The sequence below is a fragment of the Streptomyces sp. NPDC056883 genome (genome assembly GCF_042788835.1).
GTDB classification, from domain to species: Bacteria; Actinomycetota; Actinomycetes; order Streptomycetales; family Streptomycetaceae; genus Streptomyces; species Streptomyces stoeckheimensis.
Window position 1 is genome coordinate 296457 of the sequence record NZ_JBHUBS010000001.1, and the last position, 19250, is coordinate 315706.

Annotated in this window: 26 protein-coding genes and 1 pseudogene; 22 read left to right on the forward strand and 5 right to left on the reverse strand. The window is 66.0% G+C overall.

What is annotated here, in order from left to right:
* The first annotated feature begins 1 nt into the window (after window position 1).
* The 11 genes from ACFRU2_RS01450 (at window position 2) to ACFRU2_RS01500 (ending at window position 6541) form a co-directional block, all read left to right on the forward strand.
* On the forward strand, window positions 2-226 hold the full coding sequence (locus tag ACFRU2_RS01450; protein ID WP_382966537.1) for a hypothetical protein: 225 nt from the start codon (window positions 2-4) through the stop codon (window positions 224-226).
* A gap of 396 nt (window positions 227-622) precedes the next feature.
* On the forward strand, window positions 623-901 hold the full coding sequence (locus tag ACFRU2_RS01455) for an endonuclease domain-containing protein (RefSeq protein ID WP_382966538.1): 279 nt from the start codon (window positions 623-625) through the stop codon (window positions 899-901).
* A gap of 44 nt (window positions 902-945) precedes the next feature.
* The gene (locus ACFRU2_RS01460; RefSeq protein ID WP_382966539.1) at window positions 946-2700 is read left to right on the forward strand and encodes a DNA polymerase; all 1755 of its coding nucleotides are present in this window, start codon (window positions 946-948) and stop codon (window positions 2698-2700) included.
* A 12-nt stretch (window positions 2701-2712) separates the two neighbouring features.
* A complete protein-coding gene (locus ACFRU2_RS01465) occupies window positions 2713-2979 on the forward strand; it encodes a thioredoxin family protein (RefSeq protein WP_382966540.1) in 267 nt (88 codons plus the stop codon).
* On the forward strand, window positions 2976-3128 hold the full coding sequence (locus tag ACFRU2_RS01470; protein WP_382966541.1) for a hypothetical protein: 153 nt from the start codon (window positions 2976-2978) through the stop codon (window positions 3126-3128). The genes ACFRU2_RS01465 and ACFRU2_RS01470 overlap by 4 nt, the downstream gene beginning before the upstream one ends.
* On the forward strand, window positions 3125-3550 hold the full coding sequence (locus tag ACFRU2_RS01475; protein WP_382966542.1) for a deoxycytidylate deaminase: 426 nt from the start codon (window positions 3125-3127) through the stop codon (window positions 3548-3550). The genes ACFRU2_RS01470 and ACFRU2_RS01475 overlap by 4 nt, the downstream gene beginning before the upstream one ends.
* A complete protein-coding gene (locus tag ACFRU2_RS01480) occupies window positions 3540-4472 on the forward strand; it encodes an Ig-like domain-containing protein (protein WP_382966543.1) in 933 nt (310 codons plus the stop codon). Before ACFRU2_RS01475 ends, ACFRU2_RS01480 begins: the two co-directional genes overlap by 11 nt.
* Before the next feature lie 134 nt (window positions 4473-4606).
* The gene (locus ACFRU2_RS01485) at window positions 4607-4975 is read left to right on the forward strand and encodes a histone-like nucleoid-structuring protein Lsr2 (protein WP_382966544.1); all 369 of its coding nucleotides are present in this window, start codon (window positions 4607-4609) and stop codon (window positions 4973-4975) included.
* A 159-nt stretch (window positions 4976-5134) separates the two neighbouring features.
* A complete protein-coding gene (locus ACFRU2_RS01490; RefSeq protein WP_382966545.1) occupies window positions 5135-6022 on the forward strand; it encodes an HNH endonuclease signature motif containing protein in 888 nt (295 codons plus the stop codon).
* 82 nt (window positions 6023-6104) lie between these two features.
* Window positions 6105-6323: a hypothetical protein gene (locus ACFRU2_RS01495; protein ID WP_382966546.1), complete on the forward strand. Its 219-nt coding sequence runs from the start codon at window positions 6105-6107 to the stop codon at window positions 6321-6323.
* A gap of 29 nt (window positions 6324-6352) precedes the next feature.
* Window positions 6353-6541: a hypothetical protein gene (locus tag ACFRU2_RS01500; protein ID WP_382966547.1), complete on the forward strand. Its 189-nt coding sequence runs from the start codon at window positions 6353-6355 to the stop codon at window positions 6539-6541.
* Window positions 6542-6695: 154 nt separating this feature from the next.
* Here the strand turns inward: ACFRU2_RS01500 and ACFRU2_RS01505 are convergent, their stop codons facing one another.
* Window positions 6696-7229 (reverse strand): GNAT family N-acetyltransferase, encoded by a 534-nt coding sequence (locus ACFRU2_RS01505; RefSeq protein ID WP_382966548.1) that lies wholly within the window; start codon window positions 7227-7229, stop codon window positions 6696-6698.
* Window positions 7226-8491 (reverse strand): XRE family transcriptional regulator, encoded by a 1266-nt coding sequence (locus tag ACFRU2_RS01510; RefSeq protein ID WP_382966549.1) that lies wholly within the window; start codon window positions 8489-8491, stop codon window positions 7226-7228. Before ACFRU2_RS01510 ends, ACFRU2_RS01505 begins: the two co-directional genes overlap by 4 nt.
* 170 nt (window positions 8492-8661) lie before the next feature.
* On the opposite strand from ACFRU2_RS01510, the gene ACFRU2_RS01515 reads away from it, so the two are divergent.
* The 9 genes from ACFRU2_RS01515 to ACFRU2_RS01555 all read left to right on the forward strand — a co-directional run bounded on the left by ACFRU2_RS01515 (window position 8662) and on the right by ACFRU2_RS01555 (window position 14584).
* Window positions 8662-8865 carry a hypothetical protein gene (locus ACFRU2_RS01515; protein WP_382966550.1) on the forward strand — a complete coding sequence of 68 codons (204 nt, stop codon included), beginning with the start codon at window positions 8662-8664 and terminating at the stop codon, window positions 8863-8865.
* On the forward strand, window positions 8862-9089 hold the full coding sequence (locus ACFRU2_RS01520; RefSeq protein WP_382966551.1) for a hypothetical protein: 228 nt from the start codon (window positions 8862-8864) through the stop codon (window positions 9087-9089). The genes ACFRU2_RS01515 and ACFRU2_RS01520 overlap by 4 nt, the downstream gene beginning before the upstream one ends.
* 5 nt (window positions 9090-9094) lie before the next feature.
* A complete protein-coding gene (locus tag ACFRU2_RS01525; RefSeq protein ID WP_382966552.1) occupies window positions 9095-9538 on the forward strand; it encodes a hypothetical protein in 444 nt (147 codons plus the stop codon).
* 710 nt (window positions 9539-10248) lie between these two features.
* The gene (locus ACFRU2_RS01530; RefSeq protein WP_382966553.1) at window positions 10249-11274 is read left to right on the forward strand and encodes a radical SAM protein; all 1026 of its coding nucleotides are present in this window, start codon (window positions 10249-10251) and stop codon (window positions 11272-11274) included.
* Window positions 11271-11918, forward strand: coding sequence for a dTMP kinase (locus ACFRU2_RS01535; RefSeq protein ID WP_382966554.1), 648 nt, complete (start codon window positions 11271-11273; stop codon window positions 11916-11918). The genes ACFRU2_RS01530 and ACFRU2_RS01535 overlap by 4 nt, the downstream gene beginning before the upstream one ends.
* Window positions 11911-12408: a hypothetical protein gene (locus ACFRU2_RS01540; protein WP_382966555.1), complete on the forward strand. Its 498-nt coding sequence runs from the start codon at window positions 11911-11913 to the stop codon at window positions 12406-12408. The genes ACFRU2_RS01535 and ACFRU2_RS01540 overlap by 8 nt, the downstream gene beginning before the upstream one ends.
* 2 nt (window positions 12409-12410) lie before the next feature.
* Window positions 12411-13202 (forward strand): STM4013/SEN3800 family hydrolase, encoded by a 792-nt coding sequence (locus ACFRU2_RS01545; RefSeq protein ID WP_382966556.1) that lies wholly within the window; start codon window positions 12411-12413, stop codon window positions 13200-13202.
* 22 nt (window positions 13203-13224) lie between these two features.
* Complete coding sequence (locus ACFRU2_RS01550) at window positions 13225-13650, forward strand: NUDIX hydrolase (RefSeq protein ID WP_382966557.1); 426 nt, start codon at window positions 13225-13227, stop codon at window positions 13648-13650.
* Between the two features lie 94 nt (window positions 13651-13744).
* Window positions 13745-14584, forward strand: coding sequence for an aminoglycoside phosphotransferase (locus tag ACFRU2_RS01555; protein ID WP_382966558.1), 840 nt, complete (start codon window positions 13745-13747; stop codon window positions 14582-14584).
* Between the two features lie 52 nt (window positions 14585-14636).
* Here the strand turns inward: ACFRU2_RS01555 and ACFRU2_RS01560 are convergent, their stop codons facing one another.
* The gene (locus ACFRU2_RS01560; RefSeq protein ID WP_382966559.1) at window positions 14637-16256 is read right to left on the reverse strand and encodes a recombinase family protein; all 1620 of its coding nucleotides are present in this window, start codon (window positions 16254-16256) and stop codon (window positions 14637-14639) included.
* Between the two features lie 41 nt (window positions 16257-16297).
* Here ACFRU2_RS01560 and ACFRU2_RS01565 point away from each other — a divergent pair.
* A pseudogene (locus ACFRU2_RS01565) lies at window positions 16298-17056 on the forward strand (alpha/beta hydrolase); the annotation flags it as partial.
* A gap of 22 nt (window positions 17057-17078) precedes the next feature.
* Here the strand turns inward: ACFRU2_RS01565 and ACFRU2_RS01570 are convergent.
* Together ACFRU2_RS01570 and ACFRU2_RS01575 are read right to left on the reverse strand one after the other, a co-directional pair.
* Complete coding sequence (locus ACFRU2_RS01570; protein ID WP_382966560.1) at window positions 17079-17549, reverse strand: DUF3887 domain-containing protein; 471 nt, start codon at window positions 17547-17549, stop codon at window positions 17079-17081.
* 8 nt (window positions 17550-17557) lie between these two features.
* Entirely contained in the window at window positions 17558-18451 is an 894-nt protein-coding gene (locus ACFRU2_RS01575) for an MBL fold metallo-hydrolase (RefSeq protein ID WP_382966561.1), read from the reverse strand.
* Between the two features lie 18 nt (window positions 18452-18469).
* On the opposite strand from ACFRU2_RS01575, the gene ACFRU2_RS01580 reads away from it, so the two are divergent.
* Window positions 18470-19234: a PIG-L deacetylase family protein gene (locus ACFRU2_RS01580; RefSeq protein WP_382966562.1), complete on the forward strand. Its 765-nt coding sequence runs from the start codon at window positions 18470-18472 to the stop codon at window positions 19232-19234.
* Window positions 19235-19250 lie beyond the last annotated feature (16 nt).

Below are 19250 nucleotides of genomic sequence, written 5' to 3' on the forward strand. Positions count from 1 at the left end.
CATGTTCGGCTCCAAGACGCGAACCATCGAGTCACTTCGCTCGCAGCTCACACAGCAGGCCAAGACCGTGGCTCTGCTGGAAAACGCCAACGCGAACAACTGGGCACTCATCAAGGAGCTTGAGGAAGAGCTTGAGATCGCCGCCCTTGAGTACGTGGACCTGGAGCGGCGCTTCCCGGAGCGCGACGAGCAGGGTCGGTTCCGCCGAAAGCGGCCTCTTACTTAACATCCATGACTTGACATCCATGGAAACTGGCGGCAATGATGGGGTTGGGGGGTGAGCAGGCGAGGTCCCCGTGCAAGTTTTGAAGTTTGGAAGTTTGGCGAGGGGGATCGAATGCTGGTTGAGACCTGTGTGGCAAGCGGTGAAGGTTGGATGTGCGACCGCCCGCGACGGTCATCTGGCCCCAGAAGTAACGGACTTTGCAACGCGCACAGCGTTCAGAAGAACCGGGGACAGGTGCTGCGGAGGCTCGGTCACCGTGCTGCATGGAGGGGGAACACTCGCCGTTGCTCCCAGTGCCGCACTTATCGAGACCCCTCCTTCTTTTCCCTGTCTCGGAGACAGGCGGATGGCTACAAGGACTCGTGCCGAGACTGCGATGCGACTAAGCCGTACGGCATGAACCGATTCGACCGGCTGATCATCCTCATCGGCCAAGGCTTCGGATGTGCGATCTGCGGCAGTAAGAACCCGGGAACGATGCGAAGTGTGTTCGTGCTGGACCACGATCACGCCTGCTGTCCCGGAGGTAACGGCAAGAAGTGCGGTGTGTGCGTGAGAGGGGCCCTGTGCTCTGAATGCAACCTCATGCTCGGGCGCTACGAGAATCTCCCCTCCTCCTTGCAGACCTGGGAGGTGCTCAACGACTACATAAACAGGAAGAGGCGTACGGTTTGATCAGGGCTTGCTTCAAAGTCGCTGGGGATGTCTGTCAGTTCAACGTGCTGGAGTCAGAGGCAGACATCCCCGAGTTTGTGAACTGGATTCGTTCCGGGAAGACTTTCGGGCTCGACAGTGAGACATCCGGACTCGACTGGTGGGCTGACGACTTCAAGCTCCGACTGGTCCAGTTCGGGACCGACCGGGAAGCCTACGTGGTGCCCGTAGAGCTGGGTGCAGAGCTACTGGGCGCCGCCGTGGGGGCCATCCGGGACGTGATCCGGCGTGAAGGCCGGCTGATCCTCCAGAACGCCACGTATGACCTCCTGGTCCTCGATGCGACGACTGACCTGCGGATGGAAGATCTCTGGCCGGCCGTCCTCGACACGAAGATCCTGGCTCACCTCGTAGACAGCCGTGGTGAGGCTGAGGGAGGCACCGGCCACGGCCTTGAATCCCTGACCAAGCACTACATCGACAGGGGCACCGCGGCCTCCATCAAGGCCAGCATGGGCAAGCTCGCCCGGGACCTCGGAGTCAAGAAGGGTGAGGTCTTCAAGGCCGTCCCCTGGGGCAACGGGATCTATCTGACGTACTCCGCGCTCGATCCGATCCTCGCGTTCCGGCTTGGTCGAATACTCCTGCGGAAGATCGCGAACGGGGCCAGGAGCCTCATCGAGTTCGAGCACGAGGTTGCCGAGATCTGTTCGTACATGTCTCGGCGCGGTGTGCGCCTGGACGTGGAGTACACGGTCCGACTCTCCGAGAAGCTGTACGCGGATGAGCTGGAGTGGACACAGATCGCTCGTGAACTCGGCTGTGAGAACCCGTGGTCCACCGAACAGGCTGCTGACGCCTTCGAGGCGCGGGGCGTCTTCGCCAAGGATCGGACGCCGAGCGGCAAGCGGAAGATTGACAAGAAGTTTCTCGGTGAGCTGGTCAAGAAGGGTGACCTCCTGGCCCTCGCCATCGAGCAGGCCAAGAGCGCGCGCAAGAAGCGGAACACGTGGCTGAAGTCCTTCCTCGACCTCGTGGACAGCAAGGGGTACATCCACCCGGGCATCAACAGCATCCAGGCCAGGACGGCTCGGATGAGCATCGTTGGCGTGCCGGCGCAGACGCTGCCCGCAGGTGACGCGGAGATCCGGAACTGCTTCCTGGCCGACGAAGGCCACTGCATCATCTCCGTGGACTACTCCAACATGGAGCTGCGCTTCCTGGCCGCACACTCCGGCGACAGGCGAATGCTCAAGGCGTTCCGAGAAGGCGAAGACCTCCATCAGATCACGGCTGACGCTGCGGGCGTGAGTCGCAAGATCGGCAAGATGGGGAACTTCCTGATCGTGTTCGGCGGCGGCAAAGCCGCACTGGTCGAGCAGGCCGGAGTCTCCGATGACGTTGCCGAGAGCGTCATGGACGGCTTCATGGAGACCTTCCCCGGCGTGAAGCGCTTCATGGACGACAAGACGAAGGAAGCGCGCCGGAACGGCTACATCACCACACCGTCCGGGCGACGCCTCTACGTAGATAAGTCGCGGGCGTACTCCGGAGCCAACTACTTCATCCAGTCCGGAAGTCGTGACATCACCTGTCGCGCACTGGTCCGCATGCACCGCAAGGGGATCACCCCCTACATGCTTCTGCCGATCCACGACGAGGTGCTCTTCTCGGTGCCGATCGAGAAGGCGGAAGTCGCAGCGAAGATCATCGCTGACCTGATGGCGGAGACCATCAAGGGACTTGAGATCCCGACTGACCCCGAGATCGGCAGGGACTCGTGGGGCAGCCTGTACGACCTTGAAGACACCAAACACTAAGGAGCTTTCTGCATGACCAACTACCTTCTCTTCACCTCGACCACCTGTGGCCCGTGCAAGTTCGCCAAGCCCACCATCCATCGCGTCGCCATCGAGAAGGACGTGAGCGTGGACGACGTGGTGTTCCAGGAAGCCGAGGGTGACTCGATGTTCGACGTATACGACGTGTCGATGGTCCCCACCTTCATGGCGATAGACGAGAACGACAAGGAGATCGAGCGGCTCGTCGGCAAGTTCACCGCGTCCGCCATCGGAGACTTCATCGAGGCGACCAAGTGACCATCTGGGTTGTGCTGGGGGAGCAGTGCGGATGCTGCTCCCCTCCGGTCGTGGGTGTCTTCTCCTCGGAAGCGAAGGCGGAAGCCTTCATCAAGAAGAACCTGAACCCGTACCTCTGCGAGGTGTCCGAACACAGGGTGGATGCGTGAAATTCAGGGTTAGTTCGCGTCCAGGCTGGGACGCATACTTCATCGGCATCGCGCAGGCGGTGTCTGTGCGAGGCGACTGCCTTCGCTCACAGGTTGGCGCGGTACTCGTCGGAGCTGATCGGCGCATCCGGGCAACCGGGTACAACGGCTCCCCTCCAGGTGGACCGTCATGCCTCGCGGGCGAGTGTGCGCGCTGCTGCTCGGAACAGCCGTCGGGCTCGGGTTACGAGGACTGCATCGAGACTCATGCGGAGGCTAACGCTCTCCTGCATGCGAGCTGGGCGGATTGCCAGGGGGCGACGCTCTACATCACCCGCGAACCCTGCAAGGACTGCTCGAAGCTTCTTGCGTCTTCGGGTATCGCACGGGCCGTCTGGCCCGGTCACTTCGGACTGCTGGAAAGGACGTACCGTGCTGCGTAAAAAGCTCCTCGTGGCCGCCTTGGTCGCCGCGCCGGCCCTCGCCGCCTGCCTCCCCAGCCATGGGGGTGAGCCCGCGAAGAAGACTTCCGATCCGCCCTCGGTGTCGCAGCAGCCAACCCCGTCATCGCCTCCGGCCGGCACTCCGACTCCGGACCCGGTCCTCATACCCAAGCACGCCCTGAGCGTCCGGGATGGGGGCTCGTACGGCATGGGGATGCCGGTGTCGCTGACCTTCGCGAAACCTGTGCCCAACCAGAAGGAGGTGCGCCAGGCCGTCAAGGTCACCTCCGATGCGGGGCAGGAAGTCCGCGGGTACTGGTTTTCCGCCTACCGCCTCGACTTCCGCCCCGAGTTCTACTGGATCGCGGGCAGCGCCATCACAGTGGAGGGCCTCGGGCCCAAGCCGCTGAAGTTCACGATCAAGCGGCAGCAGATCGCCACCGTTGACGTTGCGACCAAGACACTGACCTTGAAGCGCGATGGTCAGGTACTGAAGACCATCCCCATCACCGCAGGCAGCAGCGAGCACCCGACGTACAACGGCGACATGGTTGTCTCCGAGATGCGGAGCCAGGTCCACATGGATGCGCGCACGGTCGGTATCAACAAGGATGACGGGACGCCGGCCTACGACATCCCCGACGTACCGCACGCCCTCCGGTTGTCTCGATCGGGCACCTTCCTCCACGGGAACTACTGGAAGGGCAAGAATGTGTTCGGTAAGGCCAACACGTCGGCTGGATGCATCGGCCTACCGGACGTGAAGCCTGGCAGTGCCAACGAGGACACCATCGCGAAGTGGTTCTATGAGAACAGCATGGTCGGTGACGTGGTGCGTGTCGTGAACTCACCGGACCGCCAGATCAAGCCTGACAACGGCTTGAACTCTTGGAATCTTGACTGGTCTCGATGGCTCAAGTGAGATGCAGTTCTAAACATGAAACCCCGCCCATCCGTCATGGATGGGCGGGGGTTTTCTTGTTTGTTCAAGCAGGTTGCTTCTCCCTGGATGTCATGTGTAGTCTCTGATCATCACCTAGAAGAAGGAGTGCCGAGATGGCTCTCAAGGAAGTCACCATCACCAAGCTGTCCATCGAGATCGGTGACATCGAGTACTCCGGTGCGGTTGAGCTGGAAGCCAAGGACAAGAAGGAGCTGTCCGACCTGGCGACCTCCTTCGACAAGGCGCAGGCTGCCTACGCCGAGGCGACCAAGAAGCTCGTGGAGAAGGCCGAAGCGATCGGTCTGGAGGGCAAGAAGATCCGGAAGCCTGCTGCTGCCGGTGACAGTGAGGACGCGAAGGTTCGCAAGTACGCGGCGCGCGTGGGTCTGGAAGTCAACTCGCGAGGCAAGATCCCCGGCGCCATCAAGTCGGCGTACGAGAAGGCCAAGACCGCTGGCAAGCTCCAGGACGACGAGAAGTAGAAGTCCCGCTGCGGGGCCGCCCTCCGGGGCGGCCCTTCGGCGCACCTCGGGTGGTTGGTTGTCGTTCGAATGAATCTGACGATCCGTCAGTTAATCTTGAGTGTAGCCCGATTCGGGAATCTGCGGTCGATGTCGGCGGCAGCCCCTATCGTCGGCTCCGTGAGCCATTTCAAGCCTTCGCCGAAGCTCTGCAAGCTGCTGTTCGGGCGTGCGTCGCACTGCGCCTACCCAGAGTGCGAGGAGCTGCTGATTCAGGAGCATCGTGGGAAGCTCAGCGTCACCGCGCAGATCGCACACATCCGAGCGGAGAGCATCGGCGGCCCTCGGTACGACGCGGACTTCGAGGGCGTGAACTCGGAGGAGAACCTCCTTCTGCTGTGCCCGAAGCATCACGGTTGGATCGATGACTTCGAGGATGACTACCCCGTCGACGAGTTGCTCGATTGGAAGCGGCGACAGGCCGCCCAGGGCCGGAGCGCCGGCCTCACCGAGAACCAGGCCGAGCAGATCTTCTTGCTGCTCACCACGCCGAGGGCGGAGGCCGAGGCGGTCGGCGTCATCTCTGCTGGGGGCGAGAACATCGTCTCCAAGATCGAAAACGTCCCGTCGTTCAAGCTTCTCAATGCCGACTCCGAGCAGCGCTTCATGGGCGTGCGGATCTCCAACGTGGGAGCCATCGGCTTTGACGTCGACAGCGTGGGTGTCGAGATCGATGTCGACGGTCCGGCCCCGTTCGTCTACGGCTTCCCTGCAATGCATCGCTTGCACCGGCCGCCGCGCCGTCTGGAGCCGCAGGCAAACGGTGTCTGGCTGGCCGACCCCGACACGGTTTGCAACGGCATCCGGCTCGTGATGCAGCGGGTGAAGGTGTACGCGCCCGTCAGGTTCAGAGCGTTCGGGAACCTTGGCTCGGGGGGCCGCGTCTTCGGCCCCTGGGTATCGGCGCTGCACTTGCCGATCTGGGAAGACCACGTGACTCAGGAGTGGCTGGACGGGTTTGTCGACCTCGCCAAGCAGACGCGGGAGAAGCTCGGGCGAGATACCTGAGAATCGAACACGCGTGCCAAATCTGGATCGCGAGCAAGGGTGCCGAGGTGCGGCCCCGACAGCTGTCGCAGAGGCTGAGGGCATGGAGCGACGAGTGGTCGTCTACCCTCCCGACGAGCGAGGGTGGCGCAAGGTCCGGTACGACGGTCAGATCCTCGGCACGGCCTACCAGGCGAGTGACGTGGTCGAGTTCTTGCGGGAAGCCGGCCACCCGGACCCGGAGGCCGTAGACCTCACTGACGCCTCCCTCTTCGAATGGCGCGGGGGAGGCCCTGAGACCTGGGCGGACGCACCTCCGTGACCGGCTGAGGGAAAGATCGTTGGCAGCTCATGACCACCATGAAGCGTGTCCTCGCAGCGGTAGCCCTCGTAGGCGCCGCGCTGACCATGACCGGCACGGCCCAGGCCGCCGAACCTCGTGAGGAACTCTCCAGCTACCTCACCCCGTCGCATGACGGTGTGGGTGACGAGCGCGACTTCTTCTACTCCCTCGGAGACGGCGTCTCAAGCCTGCGATAGGCGCACCGCGGTAGGCCTTTCGGCCTCGCCGGCCGTAGGGCTTTGGTCCTGCCCGGAAACGTGAAGAGCCCCCGCCGACAGCTGCCGGAGGGGGCTCTTCGTGGTGTCCAACCCGTGTACTGCGGGCCGTGTCGGACCCGGTGAAACTACCAGGTCAGCTCGTGTTCCGGACCATGGCCAGGAGGACGGGGGAATCCGGGGATGGCTGGCTCGTGCCGATCGGGGTGTAGTTCCACGACTCGTAGATGCGCTGAACCTTTCCATCGCCAGCCTCCGGGTTCACCATCAGGCTCACGTACTTCTCCTCGCGGCCCGCGAGGAGGTGATCGTGGATGCGCTTGGCGGCGCCGGTTCCTCGCCATGCAGGTCGAACGCCCAGCTCCTTGAGGGCGAAGCCGCTGCCGCGGAGTGACAGGTCATCAGGGAAGGGAGTGATCCGAGCCCAGTACCTGTCGTCTGGCCCAGCGTGGTTGCCGTAGGCGTATCCCACCGGCTCGTCTCCGTCGTAGCCGATCACGACCTCGAAGCCTTCGTCCGTAGCGTGCCGATCGAGACGCTCAGAGACGGTACTCACGGCATAGTTCGGCAGGTGCAGCAGCGGTGCTCGGACCTCCGCCCACAGGTCCAGGAACGTCTTCTTCACGGCCCCCAGCTCGGTGTACCGCTGGAGGGTGAGCGTGCTCGTCATAGGCCGGCCTTCCGGGTGTCGAGTGCGTACTGAGTCCAGGTGGTGGCTTCGGTGCTTGCCGGTGCCAGGGTTTGGAGCCGCTTCCCGAAGACGTGGAGCATCCCCGCTACCCGAGGGTGCTGCATCGCTGCGTCGCGGGACACCGACATTGCGGTCACGACCGCAGGCTCCAGGTCGCCCTGCTCCAACTGCGCTCGCGCGAGTCGAGTCGTGGAGATGGCCTTCGAGCGGGCCATGTGGGGGCGCAGGCTCGCCAGGCACTGATGGGCGTGGTACTCGGCTCGGGCGTGGTCGCCCAGGGCCAGGTATGCGGAGAGGGCGAGGGAGTGAAGCTCGGCCTGGTCGAAGAAGGCGTTCATCCAGACCGGCCGGTAAGCCAACGGGTCGGCTCGGTCCATGGCGACCTGGGCGTCGTGGAAGGCTCTGCGGGTCGCGTTCTTGTCGCCAGCGGCGCCGTGGATTGCACCTTGGCGAGCGAGCCCGAGCGAGGCAAACATGGGGTCGCGTCGGGTGAGGTCCAGGTTCCTGGCGACCTGGTTCGCGGCGGCCGCGTCGACATGGCGCCCCATGTGTCGGTACATGGTGCCGGCGTGTGACCAGATCCGGAACTTGATGGCGGAGTCCCCGGACATCTCGGCCAGGTGTTGAGCTGCTTGCATGTGCGCGATAGCGGCGTCGTACCTGCGGCCGTCGATCGCGGCCCACATAGCGGAGCTTCGGAAGGCAGCAGCAGTCCCGTACAGGTGACTACGGACTCGCTGACTGGCGCTCCCCGACTCCTGGAGGTCTAGAGCCTCGCCGGACATGGCAGCGGCCTTGACCTCGATGTCTCGCTGACCACCATGCCGGTGATCACTAGCAATGATCTCTGCGAACCGCTCCTGGAGCCGCTCGACATCTTGCGTCCCGATCCGCTTGGGCGACGCGGAGGAAGTGGCCGGAATTGCGCTGGCGGCGACGATGCTGGTGGTTGCGGTGACAAAGCGGCGACGGAGCACGGAGTCCTCCCGAAGTGCTTCGGAGCTAGGTGGTCTAAACCCTAGTTCCGCGATCGGGCGTCCGAAAACGGACTCCAAAGCAATCCGTGTCTTGCCGACAGGGCGGCTGGTCGAGCCGTTCAGCAGGTTCCTCACCGTGCGGTCCGAGAAGTTGCCGGTCCTGCCGGTCAGCTGCTGGAGCGCAGTGTTCATCTGACCTGCTAACTCCTCCTGCTTGAAACCGAGTTTGGCCAGTGCCGCCTTCAGTTCGGCGTTCTCTCCCATGTTGCACAAAGTAGTCGGGACACCACGGAGCAGGCCAGGGGGCGAGTAATCGCGGCGCAAAGTTTTCCGGTCGACCTCAACGGCCTCGCCCTCAACTCTTCCTGTCGCTAAGGCAGTCGGCGGTCCAATCTGTTGCACACAAGGCCAGAGGTGATCAACGGAGGTGAGAAGTGAGAACCATGGCGATGGACGAGGAGCTGAGGAAGGGTGAGCGAGCTGCGGCCGACCTGAAGGCCGCGTTCGTGACCAACGACCTGCCGAGCGTCGCCCTGTTCGAGGACCCCAGGATTCCCGGATGTTGGCGCTTCACCAGCATGACCACTCGTGACATGGAGCGCCTGACCCACATTCTCACCAACTGGAGCACGAGGTGACCTTCGTGGAAGGGGACGTGGTTGTGGACGCTCTGAGTCGAGTCGGTCGTGTGGACGCGGTGAACGGTGAGGTTCTGACCCTGGTACGCCCGCCGGGGGACACGAGCTGGACCACCGAAGCCCGCCTCTGCCACTACGCCAGCGAGGACGAGGAGAAGGTCATCGTCGGTGACCGCCCGGTCCGCGTCATCGGGAACCACGAGCCTCCGGTGAGAAAGAGGTGAGAGGGTTGAGTCAGCGCGAGAGGGAGCCCCGCTTCCGCAAGGGGGACCGGGTCACGGACACCGAGCGCGGCGAGCGGGGCGTCGTGAAGGTGGTCCACCGAGGAGTTCTGGAGCTGGAGAACAGCAACGGCTTCGTGTGGCCCGCCATGGAGACGGTCTGTGTGAAGGACACCTCCTCCGGCGAGGCCCGGAATCGGGGCCGCGGTGGGGCCAAAGGCCCGGGGCCGGCGAGGCCGAAAGTCCCGATCGGCTTCGAGGCGATCGAGTGCCCGCCCACCGATGTTCGTGTCGGAGACCTGATCCCACTGGACGGCGGGTACCACCGGGTGCACGACATGAGGGCCCCGAGCGGACGATCCGAGCGGGTGCTGATCTTCCGAACCCATGCCCCCTGGGTAATGGCCATGCACGGCAAGGTTTACCGCCCCCTGGCGCGCGTCGCCGCATAGATTCCCTGTCCCGGACGTCAGGAACGGGTCCGGGATGGGGGCAGACCTGACCGGTCCGGTTGTCGGCGACCGAATCGGTCAGTACCGAAAGCACCTCGCCCCGGCCGTGATCACTCCATCCATCTCCCCGGCCGGGGCGAGGCTTCAATCTCAGACGGAAGCCATGGTTCTGATCGTCCTCATCACACCCTCGGTAGCTGATCTCGGATACCCACACCAGGTATTCCGTGACCCGGATACTCAACGGCTCTACGCGTTGAGATGCCCCGGGACTGGCTGTGGTCGGCTCGCCGTGGTGACCAGAGGTCGCATAGCTGACCACACGGGCTACACGCTCATCGACCGGTGCTCCCTCTCCGGGGTCCCCGTAGACGACCGTGCCGCCCGCCGCCGGCCTTTCCGCACCATCGCTCCCCGACAGCAGGCGGACCTATCGGAGACCCCGGAGATGTGGTGTACCGACTGATCATCTTTCTCACCAGCTTCATCCTCGGTGTCCTCCTGTGTGCCTCCTGGATCAAGAATCTCTAGATCTCCCGCGCGGCGATCAGCCGTTACCCGCGCGGGACGCGCTCCCGAGAGCTTCTGGCCTTCCCCCCGAGCCAGGAAGGGAGCTGGGCCCGGCTGCATGTGTGGTCGCTCCCGAGTAGCCGGGCCCCCACCTACTCCCGCCCCAAACGGGCGGGCAAGCCACAAGTGCGGAGGTTGCTGTGACGATCACGCTCTCCCCTTACGACCCACCGGTAGTCGACTGGACTGCCCTGCGGAACTTCAACGCCCTCCGAGGGCAGGCTCGAATCTCGCTCACGCCCAGGTGTGACCTGGCCTGCTTCTTCTGCCACAACGAGGGGGACACGCCGCCCCCGCTCACGAAGAAGGACCGCACCCAGCAGCCGCGCCCCCGCGAACTCGCGGCCACGGACTACATCACGATCATCGGGGCGTTGGCCGACAGGGGCATGGATCGGTTCTACTTCACCGGAGGCGAGCCGCTCACGTCTCCGATGGCCCGCCCGGTTCTGTCCGGACTCCCGCCGCTCGGCCCGGACGGCTCGTACACCCTGATCACGAACGGCACCCACGTTCGACGGCATCAGTCGTGGCTCGCCAAGACCCGGCTGGACAAGGTCAAGGTCTCCCTCCACTACTTCTCCGACGAGACCTTCCGGACCATCGCGCAGACCCGCTTCGAGATCGCCCTCGTCCTCGACGGCATCGAGGCCGCCCGCGAGGTCTTCAAGGAGGTCGGACTGAACTGTCTCCTCCTCACGACGAACGCCCCTGAAATCCGGGGCATCCTCGACTTCGCCCTCAACCGCCGGATGCCGGTCCAGTTCATCGAACTCGTGAACACCGACTTCAACGCCGGAATCGTGGGCAACGCTGTCTCCGCAGACGACGTGATCCGCCACCTGCGGACCCTGACGACGGACGAGCGGATCGAGGTGGCCGGCGTCGGCCAGGGGCGACGCGTGTTCAACGTGGACGGCGTCAAGATCGACGTCATCCACCGGGACCTGGGCCGCCACCACGTCGGCCAGTGCGGAACCTGCCCCCTGCGGTCGAAGTGCGTGGAGGGCTTCTGGTCTCTGCGAGTCGACCACGGCGGCGGCCTCCAGCCCTGCCTGCTGCGAGACGACCTCCGGCTGGACCTCAAGGACCACCTGAATGACCCGGAGTACCTGGCCGAAGTCGTGGCCAAGCACGTCACCGCCTTCACGGAGGGAACCCTGTGATCGACGCCATCCAGCTCCCCAGCGCCTTCGAGCCCCTGACCTACGACGAGGACCGCGCCGAGGTCTTCATCGCCCTCGAATCGCCCTCGGGCTTCGGCAAGTCCACCCTGGCCAAGCTGCTGGCCCGGCGGTGGAACGGGACCGTCATACACACCCTGGACGCGCCGCACGACGAGTGGTCGCGGGAAGCCGGCGCCCTGAAGCCGCTGCCCCAGTTCGCGTTCTACCTGTCGGGACTGCTGCACGTCTCCGACCGTGCCCGCGAGGCCCTAACCAACGGCCCCGTGATCGCGGACCGGTACACGTCCTCCGTCGTCGCCTGCCAGGCCGCCATCCAGGGTGCGGGGACCTCCGAGGTGGATCGGCTGCTCTTCCCGTTCAGGCCCTACCTGGTGGTGCCGGACGTGACGTTCTACCTGCGGTGCACGGAGGAGACCCTCCGGAACCGCCTGGAACAGAAGCCGGACTACAAGCAGGACGACGCTGACCTCTTCGGCATCCCCGGGCGCTTCAAGAGCCTCGTGGAGAGCTTCGACGCGGTCGCCGCCCAGGACCCCACCGCGGTCATGCTCGAAACGGACGGGCTCACCCCGAACGACCTCGTGCACGCCATCACAGCCCACATGGAGACCATCCGTGCTTAACCCCATCGACGTCGATGCGGTCGTCCGCGACGGAGGGGCATCCGGCCGCGTCCCTGAGCAGATCCACTCCGGGGTCGCCTGGTGGCTGGCCTCCTGCTTCGTCGTGGTGACCCGGGCGAATCAGCTCGTCGTCGCCCACGACGGGCACGAGGCCAGCAGCGAGTTCTTCGACCGCATGTGCAGGGGAGCCATCAACGCCAGGCACTACGCCTGCAAGGTCTACGACCACGGCATCGCCAAGGAAGACGAGCTGCTGACCGCCATGACCGCCCTGGGCGGTGTTCCGGGGATGCGCGTGAAGACGGACTCCGGGGACGACGGGGCCCAGGTCGTCACGATCACGCTGTACGGGAAGGAAGGGAAGCCGCTGACCGACGAGTCCGGCCTCATCCTGATCCGCCAGATGATCAGCGAGGACCAGGTACCCATCCCGGTCAACGAGCACGCCCGAGGAACCATCGAGCCCTACCCGGGTGTGATGTGGAGGTAGAAGTGATCAACGCGGCGGAGATCATCGAGACCGAGACGAACATCCTCTTCGTCACCTTGGACTCCCTCCGGTACGACGTGGCCCGCCAGGCTCTGGACGAAGGGCTGACCCCGGTGCTGGCCGGCCTCCTCCCCGCAGGCGGGTGGGAGCTGCGCCAGACCCCGGGATCGTTCACCCTCCCGGCTCACACGGCGTACTTCTCCGGGTTCCTGCCCAAGCTGCCACAGCCGGAGCAGCCCACACGCCTGTGGGAGTGCCGCCCGCCGGCCTTCAAGAAGGTGCCCCCCGAGACCTTCGTCTTCGACGCGCCGAACCTGTTGGTCGGCCTCGGACAGCACGGGTACCGCACCGTGTGCATCGGAGGCGTCACCTACTTCTCCCGGGAGACGCCGCTCGGCGGGGTGCTCCCCGCGATGTTCGACGAGGACCACTGGCGCCCGGAGTTCTGCTCGCCGGAACCGGACTCCACCCGGCATCAAGTCGACCAGGCGCTGAGCGTCGCGGAAGGGCATGCAGGCCGCCCGCTCTTCCTCTTCGTCAACGTGTCGGCCACGCACGTACCCCATGGGCATTACCTCGGTGAGAGCACGGACAGCGTCCTCTCACAGGCCGCAGCACTCGCCTACGCGGACGAGCACCTGGGACGGCTGATCACCACGCTCACCCAGAACCAGCGGTGGCTGATCATCCTCTGCGCCGACCACGGCGACTCGTTCGGGGAGGACGGATTCTGGGGGAGGGGGACTGCCCGCCCTGAGGTTATGAATGTTCCGTTCGCGGCATTCACTCGGTGAATCGGGTCTACTCTCAATCGATATGGACCACACGGACAACACCCCGGACGCGGCCGTCATCGTGGCCGTGGACCAGGACGGCCTTGTTGCGATTCTGAACGCGGAGTTCCCCCGCCACGGCGGCGAGTACTTGTTCCTCCCAGGGGGACGGGTCGAAGGGGACGAGACCCCTGAGGAGTGCGCTCGTCGGGAACTCCAGGAGGAAGCGGGAGTCACCGCGGATTCCTGGAGGAGCCTCGGTTCGTACGCCATCACCCTCGGGAGCACGGCGCGCGTTCACCTCTTCGAGGCGCATGACCTCACCCTGGGTGCCCAGCAGCTCGAACCGTCTGAGGCGGACTTCAAGCTGTCCTGGTGGCCGATGCAGGACGCCATCCAGGCCGCTGCGGAGGGACAGTTCCTTCTCCCCGCCGGCCCCCTGGCGCTCATGCTGGCAGGCCGCGCGTAGCACGGTCGGGAACAGAGAGAACCCCCGGCTCAGGCCGGGGGTTCTTCTCATGAACCCTGGGCCTGGGCCCCGCCCTTCTAGGAGCCTTCCCCGCATGACCACTCACCGCCACAAGGTGATCCCCGCTGATGCCCGAGCGCTGATCGAAGCCCGTATCGGAAAGATCACCGAGTACGAGAACGCCGAGGGCGGGCTGAACAGCGAGATCGCCGCTCACGTCCACACCCGCCACGGCAGCATCTTCGTGAAGGGCTTACGGCGTGATCACCGCCGGATCTGGACGCAGCGCCGAGAAGCCGACATCGCTCCGTACGTTGAAGGCATCGCGCCCGCGCTGCTGTGGAGGCTCAAGGGCGCTGGCTGGGACCTGAACGCCTTCGAGAACGTAGAAGGCCGGCACGCTGACTACGCACCCGGCTCCGCCGATCTCCCCCTCGTGGTTGAGCTGCTCGTGAACCTCTCGCAGGTGGAGGCACCTGACGTTGAGCTGCGCAGCATGGCTGATCGCATGCAGCACCACACCACCACCTCGGACTGGTTCGCCGGGGACGCTCTTCTGCACACGGACTGGTTCCCCGCGAACGTGCTCGTGAAGTCGGATGGAACCGCCCGCCTTGTCGATTGGGCGTGGGCATCGACCGGGGCCCCGTGGATTGACCCCGCTCTCTGGGTGGTCTGGCTGATCAAGGCCGGGCACAGCCCGGAAGAAGCTGAAGAGTGGGCCCGTCAGGTGCCCGCGTTCAACGAAGCGGACGGCGTGGCCGTGGACGCCTTCGCAGAGGCCACGGTCAGTGTGTGGGAAGAGATCACCGCCAACGACTCGGCGCCGTGGACGAAGGAGATGCTCAACGCTGCACGGGCCTGGGTGGCGAGCCGTTCCCAGCCTCCGATCTTCCCGGACATCTACGCCCCGGGGGAGAGGGATAACGGCTGATCCGAAGCCAGAGACACGGAGAACCCCCGGCCGGAGCCGGGGGTTCTTCCGCTTAGGTGAGCTGGTTGGCAGACGAGAGAACCTCTCCCTGGATCACGGGCTCCTCACCCGGCCAGTACGGGGGAACCTCGATACCCCACTCGCCACCCGCACCGATGTAGAACTTCACGCCGCGCTTGATGAGCAGCTTCCGGCGAGCCTCCCAGTCCATCGAGGGCCACAGCTCTCCGAAAGTCTTACCGTCCTCCTCGTAGACCCATCCCGGAGCACGCTGAGGCAGCTTGGACAGGGCCACGAGTTCATCGTTGTGCTCAGTGAGCTGCCGGATCAGAATGTCCTGCGCCGGACCGGCCGGAACCTTGGCGACGGTTTCACCGAGGTTCGCGACAGCGACGTTGAGTTCCTTGATGCGTGCGGTGTGATCCTCGCCGGGGTCCCAGTGCCGCTTGCGGTCCCTGCTCTCGCCTTCTTCTTCCAGGAAGGTCGCGGAGAGGTAGGTCTCCACACGATCGGCCGGCATGGCGACTTTGGAGCACGGAGGAATCTGCCTGGCTGAGTTTCCCGTGCAGCGGTAGTACTCGTACACCTTGCCCCGCTTCCGGTTCCGCTGAATGCGAGCCTGCCGGTGACAGATGATGCACCAGTTCACGCCCTTGAGCCGTGACGGATGGCCGCGTGATGCGTTCCCCGTCGTTCGGCTGCTGCGCGCTCCGAGAACTGCTTGAAGCGACTCGAATTCCTCGTCGGTGAGGATCGCCTCGTAGGGGCGGAAGTATGTGCCATCCGGGTTGTAGAGGGGGCGTCGTGGATCTGCCTTCGTCCCGCTTCCTGTCATCTTCACGCCGAGTAGGTGAAGGCTGGTGAGGATGCGAACGACCGAGTGGCGCTGCCACATCTCGGGAAGGTATTCGACGCCTTCTTTGGGGTTGATCCTCTCGCCGGGCTTCCGTCCGTTATGAACGCGGACCCAGTCCCCAGACGTCAGCTCACCCATGTCGTTCAAGCGTCTGACTACCTCAGACTCGGTCATCTCGTCGTCGGTCATGTACCACTCGCGCATGAGCTTGACGATCTTCACCATGTGAGGGAACGGCACGAGGACCTTGCGCTTCTTCGGCCCCTGCGGAGTGTCGATCACTCGATACTCGGTGGTGTATCCGTAAGGAGGGATGTTCGCCTGGAAGGCTGCTGTCTGCTTCCTTCGGTCGTGCGAGTCCTGTAGGCGCTCGATGATCGCCCGGCGCTCTTCCTCCGGGGTCATCGACTTCATGGCCGCCATGGCGACGTCCATCGGAGTGTTGAACGCGAAGGACGGGTCGTTCAGGATGACCATCTTCTTGCCAGCCTTGCGCAGCCGGAAGTTGAAGATCAAGAAGTCTTCCTGGTCACGGGACGACCGGTCGAGCTTGGTGACCCAGATTTCATCCCACGTGTGAAAGAGGTCGGCCGTCCACGGCCCCATGCCGTCGCGGTCCCCGAAGTCGATCGCGCCCGAGACACCCTTGTCGATCGCCGTGCCAGCGTGCCGGACCTTGCGGCCCTTGGCCTGCTCCTGTTGCAGGCGCGCGAAGAGAGTCTGATCCTGGGCTTCGATGGAGTCTGTCTTCTCCGCCCCCTGGAAGGCGCTGACGCGCTCCAGAAACAGGACTCCGACAGTGTCGGTCGAGTCCATACACCTATCCTGACCTTGGGTTTTGCGTTCTGTCAAACGGGGCGACCTACCCCCGCATCGAGCGCAAGAACCGGGCGCACTACGCCCGCTACCCCATGGACGTGGAGCGGGCCCGCCGCATCGCCGCCCACCTCGTCGAGCGCCCGGCCGAACTCCCCGGCGGATACCTGCTGACGGCCGAGGCCTTCCAGTCCCTCGGCCTGCTCCTCGGCGTGTCCGACGGCAGCCACCAGCTGCACTACCTGCTGGAGGACGCCTTCGTCCCCACCCCGGACGGACCCGCCCTGTCCGACGCCTTCCTGGAGGCCGTGCACGCCCAGCTCTCCTTCGCCGGGCACCCGCTCTACGCCCTGCTCCACGAGGCGATCTACGCCCAGGACAGGCGCGCGCCCATCGGCTGGGCCGCCGAGCAGGTCCGCTCCGGGCACCCGCGCTTCGACGCCGCGAAGACCCTCGCGGACACGCAGCCGCTGTACTTCACCGGTGAGACCATCCACCCCTGGCACTTCGACTGCGATCCGGCGCTCGCCCCGCTGCGCGAGACCGCCGAGCTGCTGGTGGCGCGCACCGGCTGGACCCCGCTGTACGACCGGGCGCAGCTCGCCGTCAACGCGGTGCCGGTGGCCGCGGCCGTCTACCACGACGACATGTACGTGGACACCGCGCACTCCCTGGCCACCGCCCGGGCGATCCGCGGCCTGAAGACCTGGGTGACGGACGAGTTCGAGCACGACGGGGTCCGCGCCGGAGGCCCGCGCGTCCTGGACCGGCTGCTGGCTCTCGTGCGCGACGAGGTCTGACCCTGCCCTGAATCCGCGGGAGTTACGGGACCGGGATGCCCGTGCGGAGGAAGTACAGCCCGATGAGGTGTCCGCCTTCGTTGACGGTGATGCGGAACTCTCCGGTCCCCTTCTCCATGTGGAGGGGCACGTTCACCACGGATCCGTGGACGGACGTGACCTGCCGGGGGTCGCCGTGCGACCGGTAGGGCCCGTACTGCTCCTGGTAGTCCTTCCACGCCTGCGCGAGGGCCTCGGGAGACGCCTGGTGGCGGAGCGTCGCGTCGAAGCGGGCCGAGACGGCGGCGAAGTCGCCCCGTACGACCTCGTCGAGGGTGTCGAGGGCGAGCTGCTCGTCATCGGCCCGCCCCGGAAGGGCCGTGACGGCCGGGGCCGTGACCTCCGCGGGGGCGCGGACCTGGGCCGCGGCGGGAGGGGAGCCGTTCGTCAGGAGCAGGGCACCGCAGGCCAGTACGGCCGCGGGCGCCAGTCGCACGAACCGGATGAACGCCATCCTTCATGCTAGGGCGCCTCCCCAGCGGTCGCATGTCGGCTGCGCGCGCGGGGGCGCCGGGCGTGCCGGGGGGCCTCGGGGTCCGGTGGGGGCGGCTCCACGAAGGCCCGGGTCAGGTGCGCGGTGGCCAGCAGGGCCCGGCGGCGTACGGCCAGGTCCAGCAGCTCCTCCCGCGAGGCGCGGGCGGCGGCGCGGTCGCGTTCGTGGGAGTACGGGACCGCCGGATCGGCCAGCTGCACCGCGTGGACCAGTACGTCGCCGGTGACCAGCACGTTCCGGCCCCGGCGCCCGCGGCCGCGTCCCGGCCCGGTCACCCCTTCCACCAGCACCGACTGGTGGCCGGGCGTGTGCCCGGGCGTCGGCAGCAGGGTGATGCCGGGAGCGAGCCGGTGCTCGCCGGCCACCTCGTGGAACTGTCCGGTGGCCCGCAGCGGGGCCACCGTCCAGTCCCACACGGGATCCGCCCGGTCCAGGGCCGCCACTTCCGCACTCTGTACGAGGTACCGCGCGTCGGGGAAGAACGGCCGGCCGGCCGCGTCCTGCGTCCAGCCCGTGTGGTCCTCGTGCAGGTGGGTCAGGACCACCGCCTCCACGTCGGCCGGGGCGATCCCGGCCTCCCCGAGCGCGGCGGGCAGCCGGCCCGGTACCGGGGCCCAGCCGGCCGCCGGGCCCTGTGCCGGGCCGACCCCCGCGTCGATCAGCACCCAGCGGCCGCCCGGCCGGGACACGGCGAAGCACCGGAAGTCCAGCCGCCAGGAGCCGTCCGGCCCGGCCGCGCCCGGATCCAGCAGCGCGGCCCGCTCCCAGGCGGCGGCGTCCGCGCCCGGGAACGCCGTGACCGCGGGCTCGAAGAACGACCCGGTGGCGTCGAGCAGGGCCACCACCTGCCCCTGTGTCTCCATTCGCCTATTGTGCGACGTATGAACGAACGACTGGACGGGCCCGCCCCGTTGGAGCCCATGCCCACCGACTGGCAGCGTGCGCTGGCCGTGGTGGCGCACCCGGATGACTTGGAGTACGGCTGCGCGGCGGCCATCGCGGACTGGACGGACGGCGGCCGCGAGGTCGTCTACCTGCTCGCCACGCGCGGCGAGGCCGGCATCGACACCATCGACCCCGCCGCGTGCGCCCCCCTGCGCGAGGCGGAGCAGCGTGCGAGCGCGGCCGTCGTCGGCGTGCCCACGGTGGAGTTCCTCGACCACCGCGACGGGGTCCTCGAGTACGGCCTGGACCTGCGCCGGGACATCGCGGCGGCCATCCGGCGCCACCGCCCCGAGCTGGTGATCACGATGAACCACCGCGACACCTGGGGCGGGGCCGAGGGCGGCGGCTACTGGAACACCCCTGACCACAAGGCCGTCGGCCGGGCCACCCTGGACGCGGCGGGCGACGCGGGCAACCGCTGGATCTTCCCCGAGCTCCTCACGGAACAGGGCCTGGAGCCGTGGAACGGGGTGCGCTGGGTGGCGGTGTCCGGCACCACGACGCCCACGCACGCGGCCGATGCGGGCCCCGGCCTGGAGCGTTCGGTGCAGTCCCTGATGGAGCACAAGGCGTACATCGCCGCGCTGACGGACGAGGACCCGGAGACGTACGTACGCGCCTTCCTGACGGGCAACGCCCAGCAGGCGGCTGCCCGTTTCGGCGGCCGTCCGGCAGTGGCCTTCGAGGTCTTCCCGCGTTAGGCCGAGGCCCCTATGG

Excerpts from the sequence above, each read along its gene's own strand:
- ACFRU2_RS01450 (WP_382966537.1), top strand. The coding sequence starts at position 2 with ATGTTCGGCTCCAAGACGCGAACCATCGAGTCACTTCGCTCGCAGCTC.
- ACFRU2_RS01455 (WP_382966538.1), top strand. The coding sequence starts at position 623 with ATGAACCGATTCGACCGGCTGATCATCCTCATCGGCCAAGGCTTCGGA.
- ACFRU2_RS01465 (WP_382966540.1), top strand. The coding sequence starts at position 2,713 with ATGACCAACTACCTTCTCTTCACCTCGACCACCTGTGGCCCGTGCAAG.
- ACFRU2_RS01485 (WP_382966544.1), top strand. The coding sequence starts at position 4,607 with ATGGCTCTCAAGGAAGTCACCATCACCAAGCTGTCCATCGAGATCGGT.
- ACFRU2_RS01495 (WP_382966546.1), top strand. The coding sequence starts at position 6,105 with ATGGAGCGACGAGTGGTCGTCTACCCTCCCGACGAGCGAGGGTGGCGC.
- ACFRU2_RS01500 (WP_382966547.1), top strand. The coding sequence starts at position 6,353 with ATGACCACCATGAAGCGTGTCCTCGCAGCGGTAGCCCTCGTAGGCGCC.
- ACFRU2_RS01505 (WP_382966548.1), bottom strand. The coding sequence starts at position 7,229 with ATGACGAGCACGCTCACCCTCCAGCGGTACACCGAGCTGGGGGCCGTG.
- ACFRU2_RS01510 (WP_382966549.1), bottom strand. The coding sequence starts at position 8,491 with ATGGGAGAGAACGCCGAACTGAAGGCGGCACTGGCCAAACTCGGTTTC.
- ACFRU2_RS01550 (WP_382966557.1), top strand. The coding sequence starts at position 13,225 with ATGGACCACACGGACAACACCCCGGACGCGGCCGTCATCGTGGCCGTG.
- ACFRU2_RS01555 (WP_382966558.1), top strand. The coding sequence starts at position 13,745 with ATGACCACTCACCGCCACAAGGTGATCCCCGCTGATGCCCGAGCGCTG.
- ACFRU2_RS01560 (WP_382966559.1), bottom strand. The coding sequence starts at position 16,256 with ATGGACTCGACCGACACTGTCGGAGTCCTGTTTCTGGAGCGCGTCAGC.
- ACFRU2_RS01570 (WP_382966560.1), bottom strand. The coding sequence starts at position 17,549 with ATGGCGTTCATCCGGTTCGTGCGACTGGCGCCCGCGGCCGTACTGGCC.
- ACFRU2_RS01575 (WP_382966561.1), bottom strand. The coding sequence starts at position 18,451 with ATGGAGACACAGGGGCAGGTGGTGGCCCTGCTCGACGCCACCGGGTCG.
- ACFRU2_RS01580 (WP_382966562.1), top strand. The coding sequence starts at position 18,470 with ATGAACGAACGACTGGACGGGCCCGCCCCGTTGGAGCCCATGCCCACC.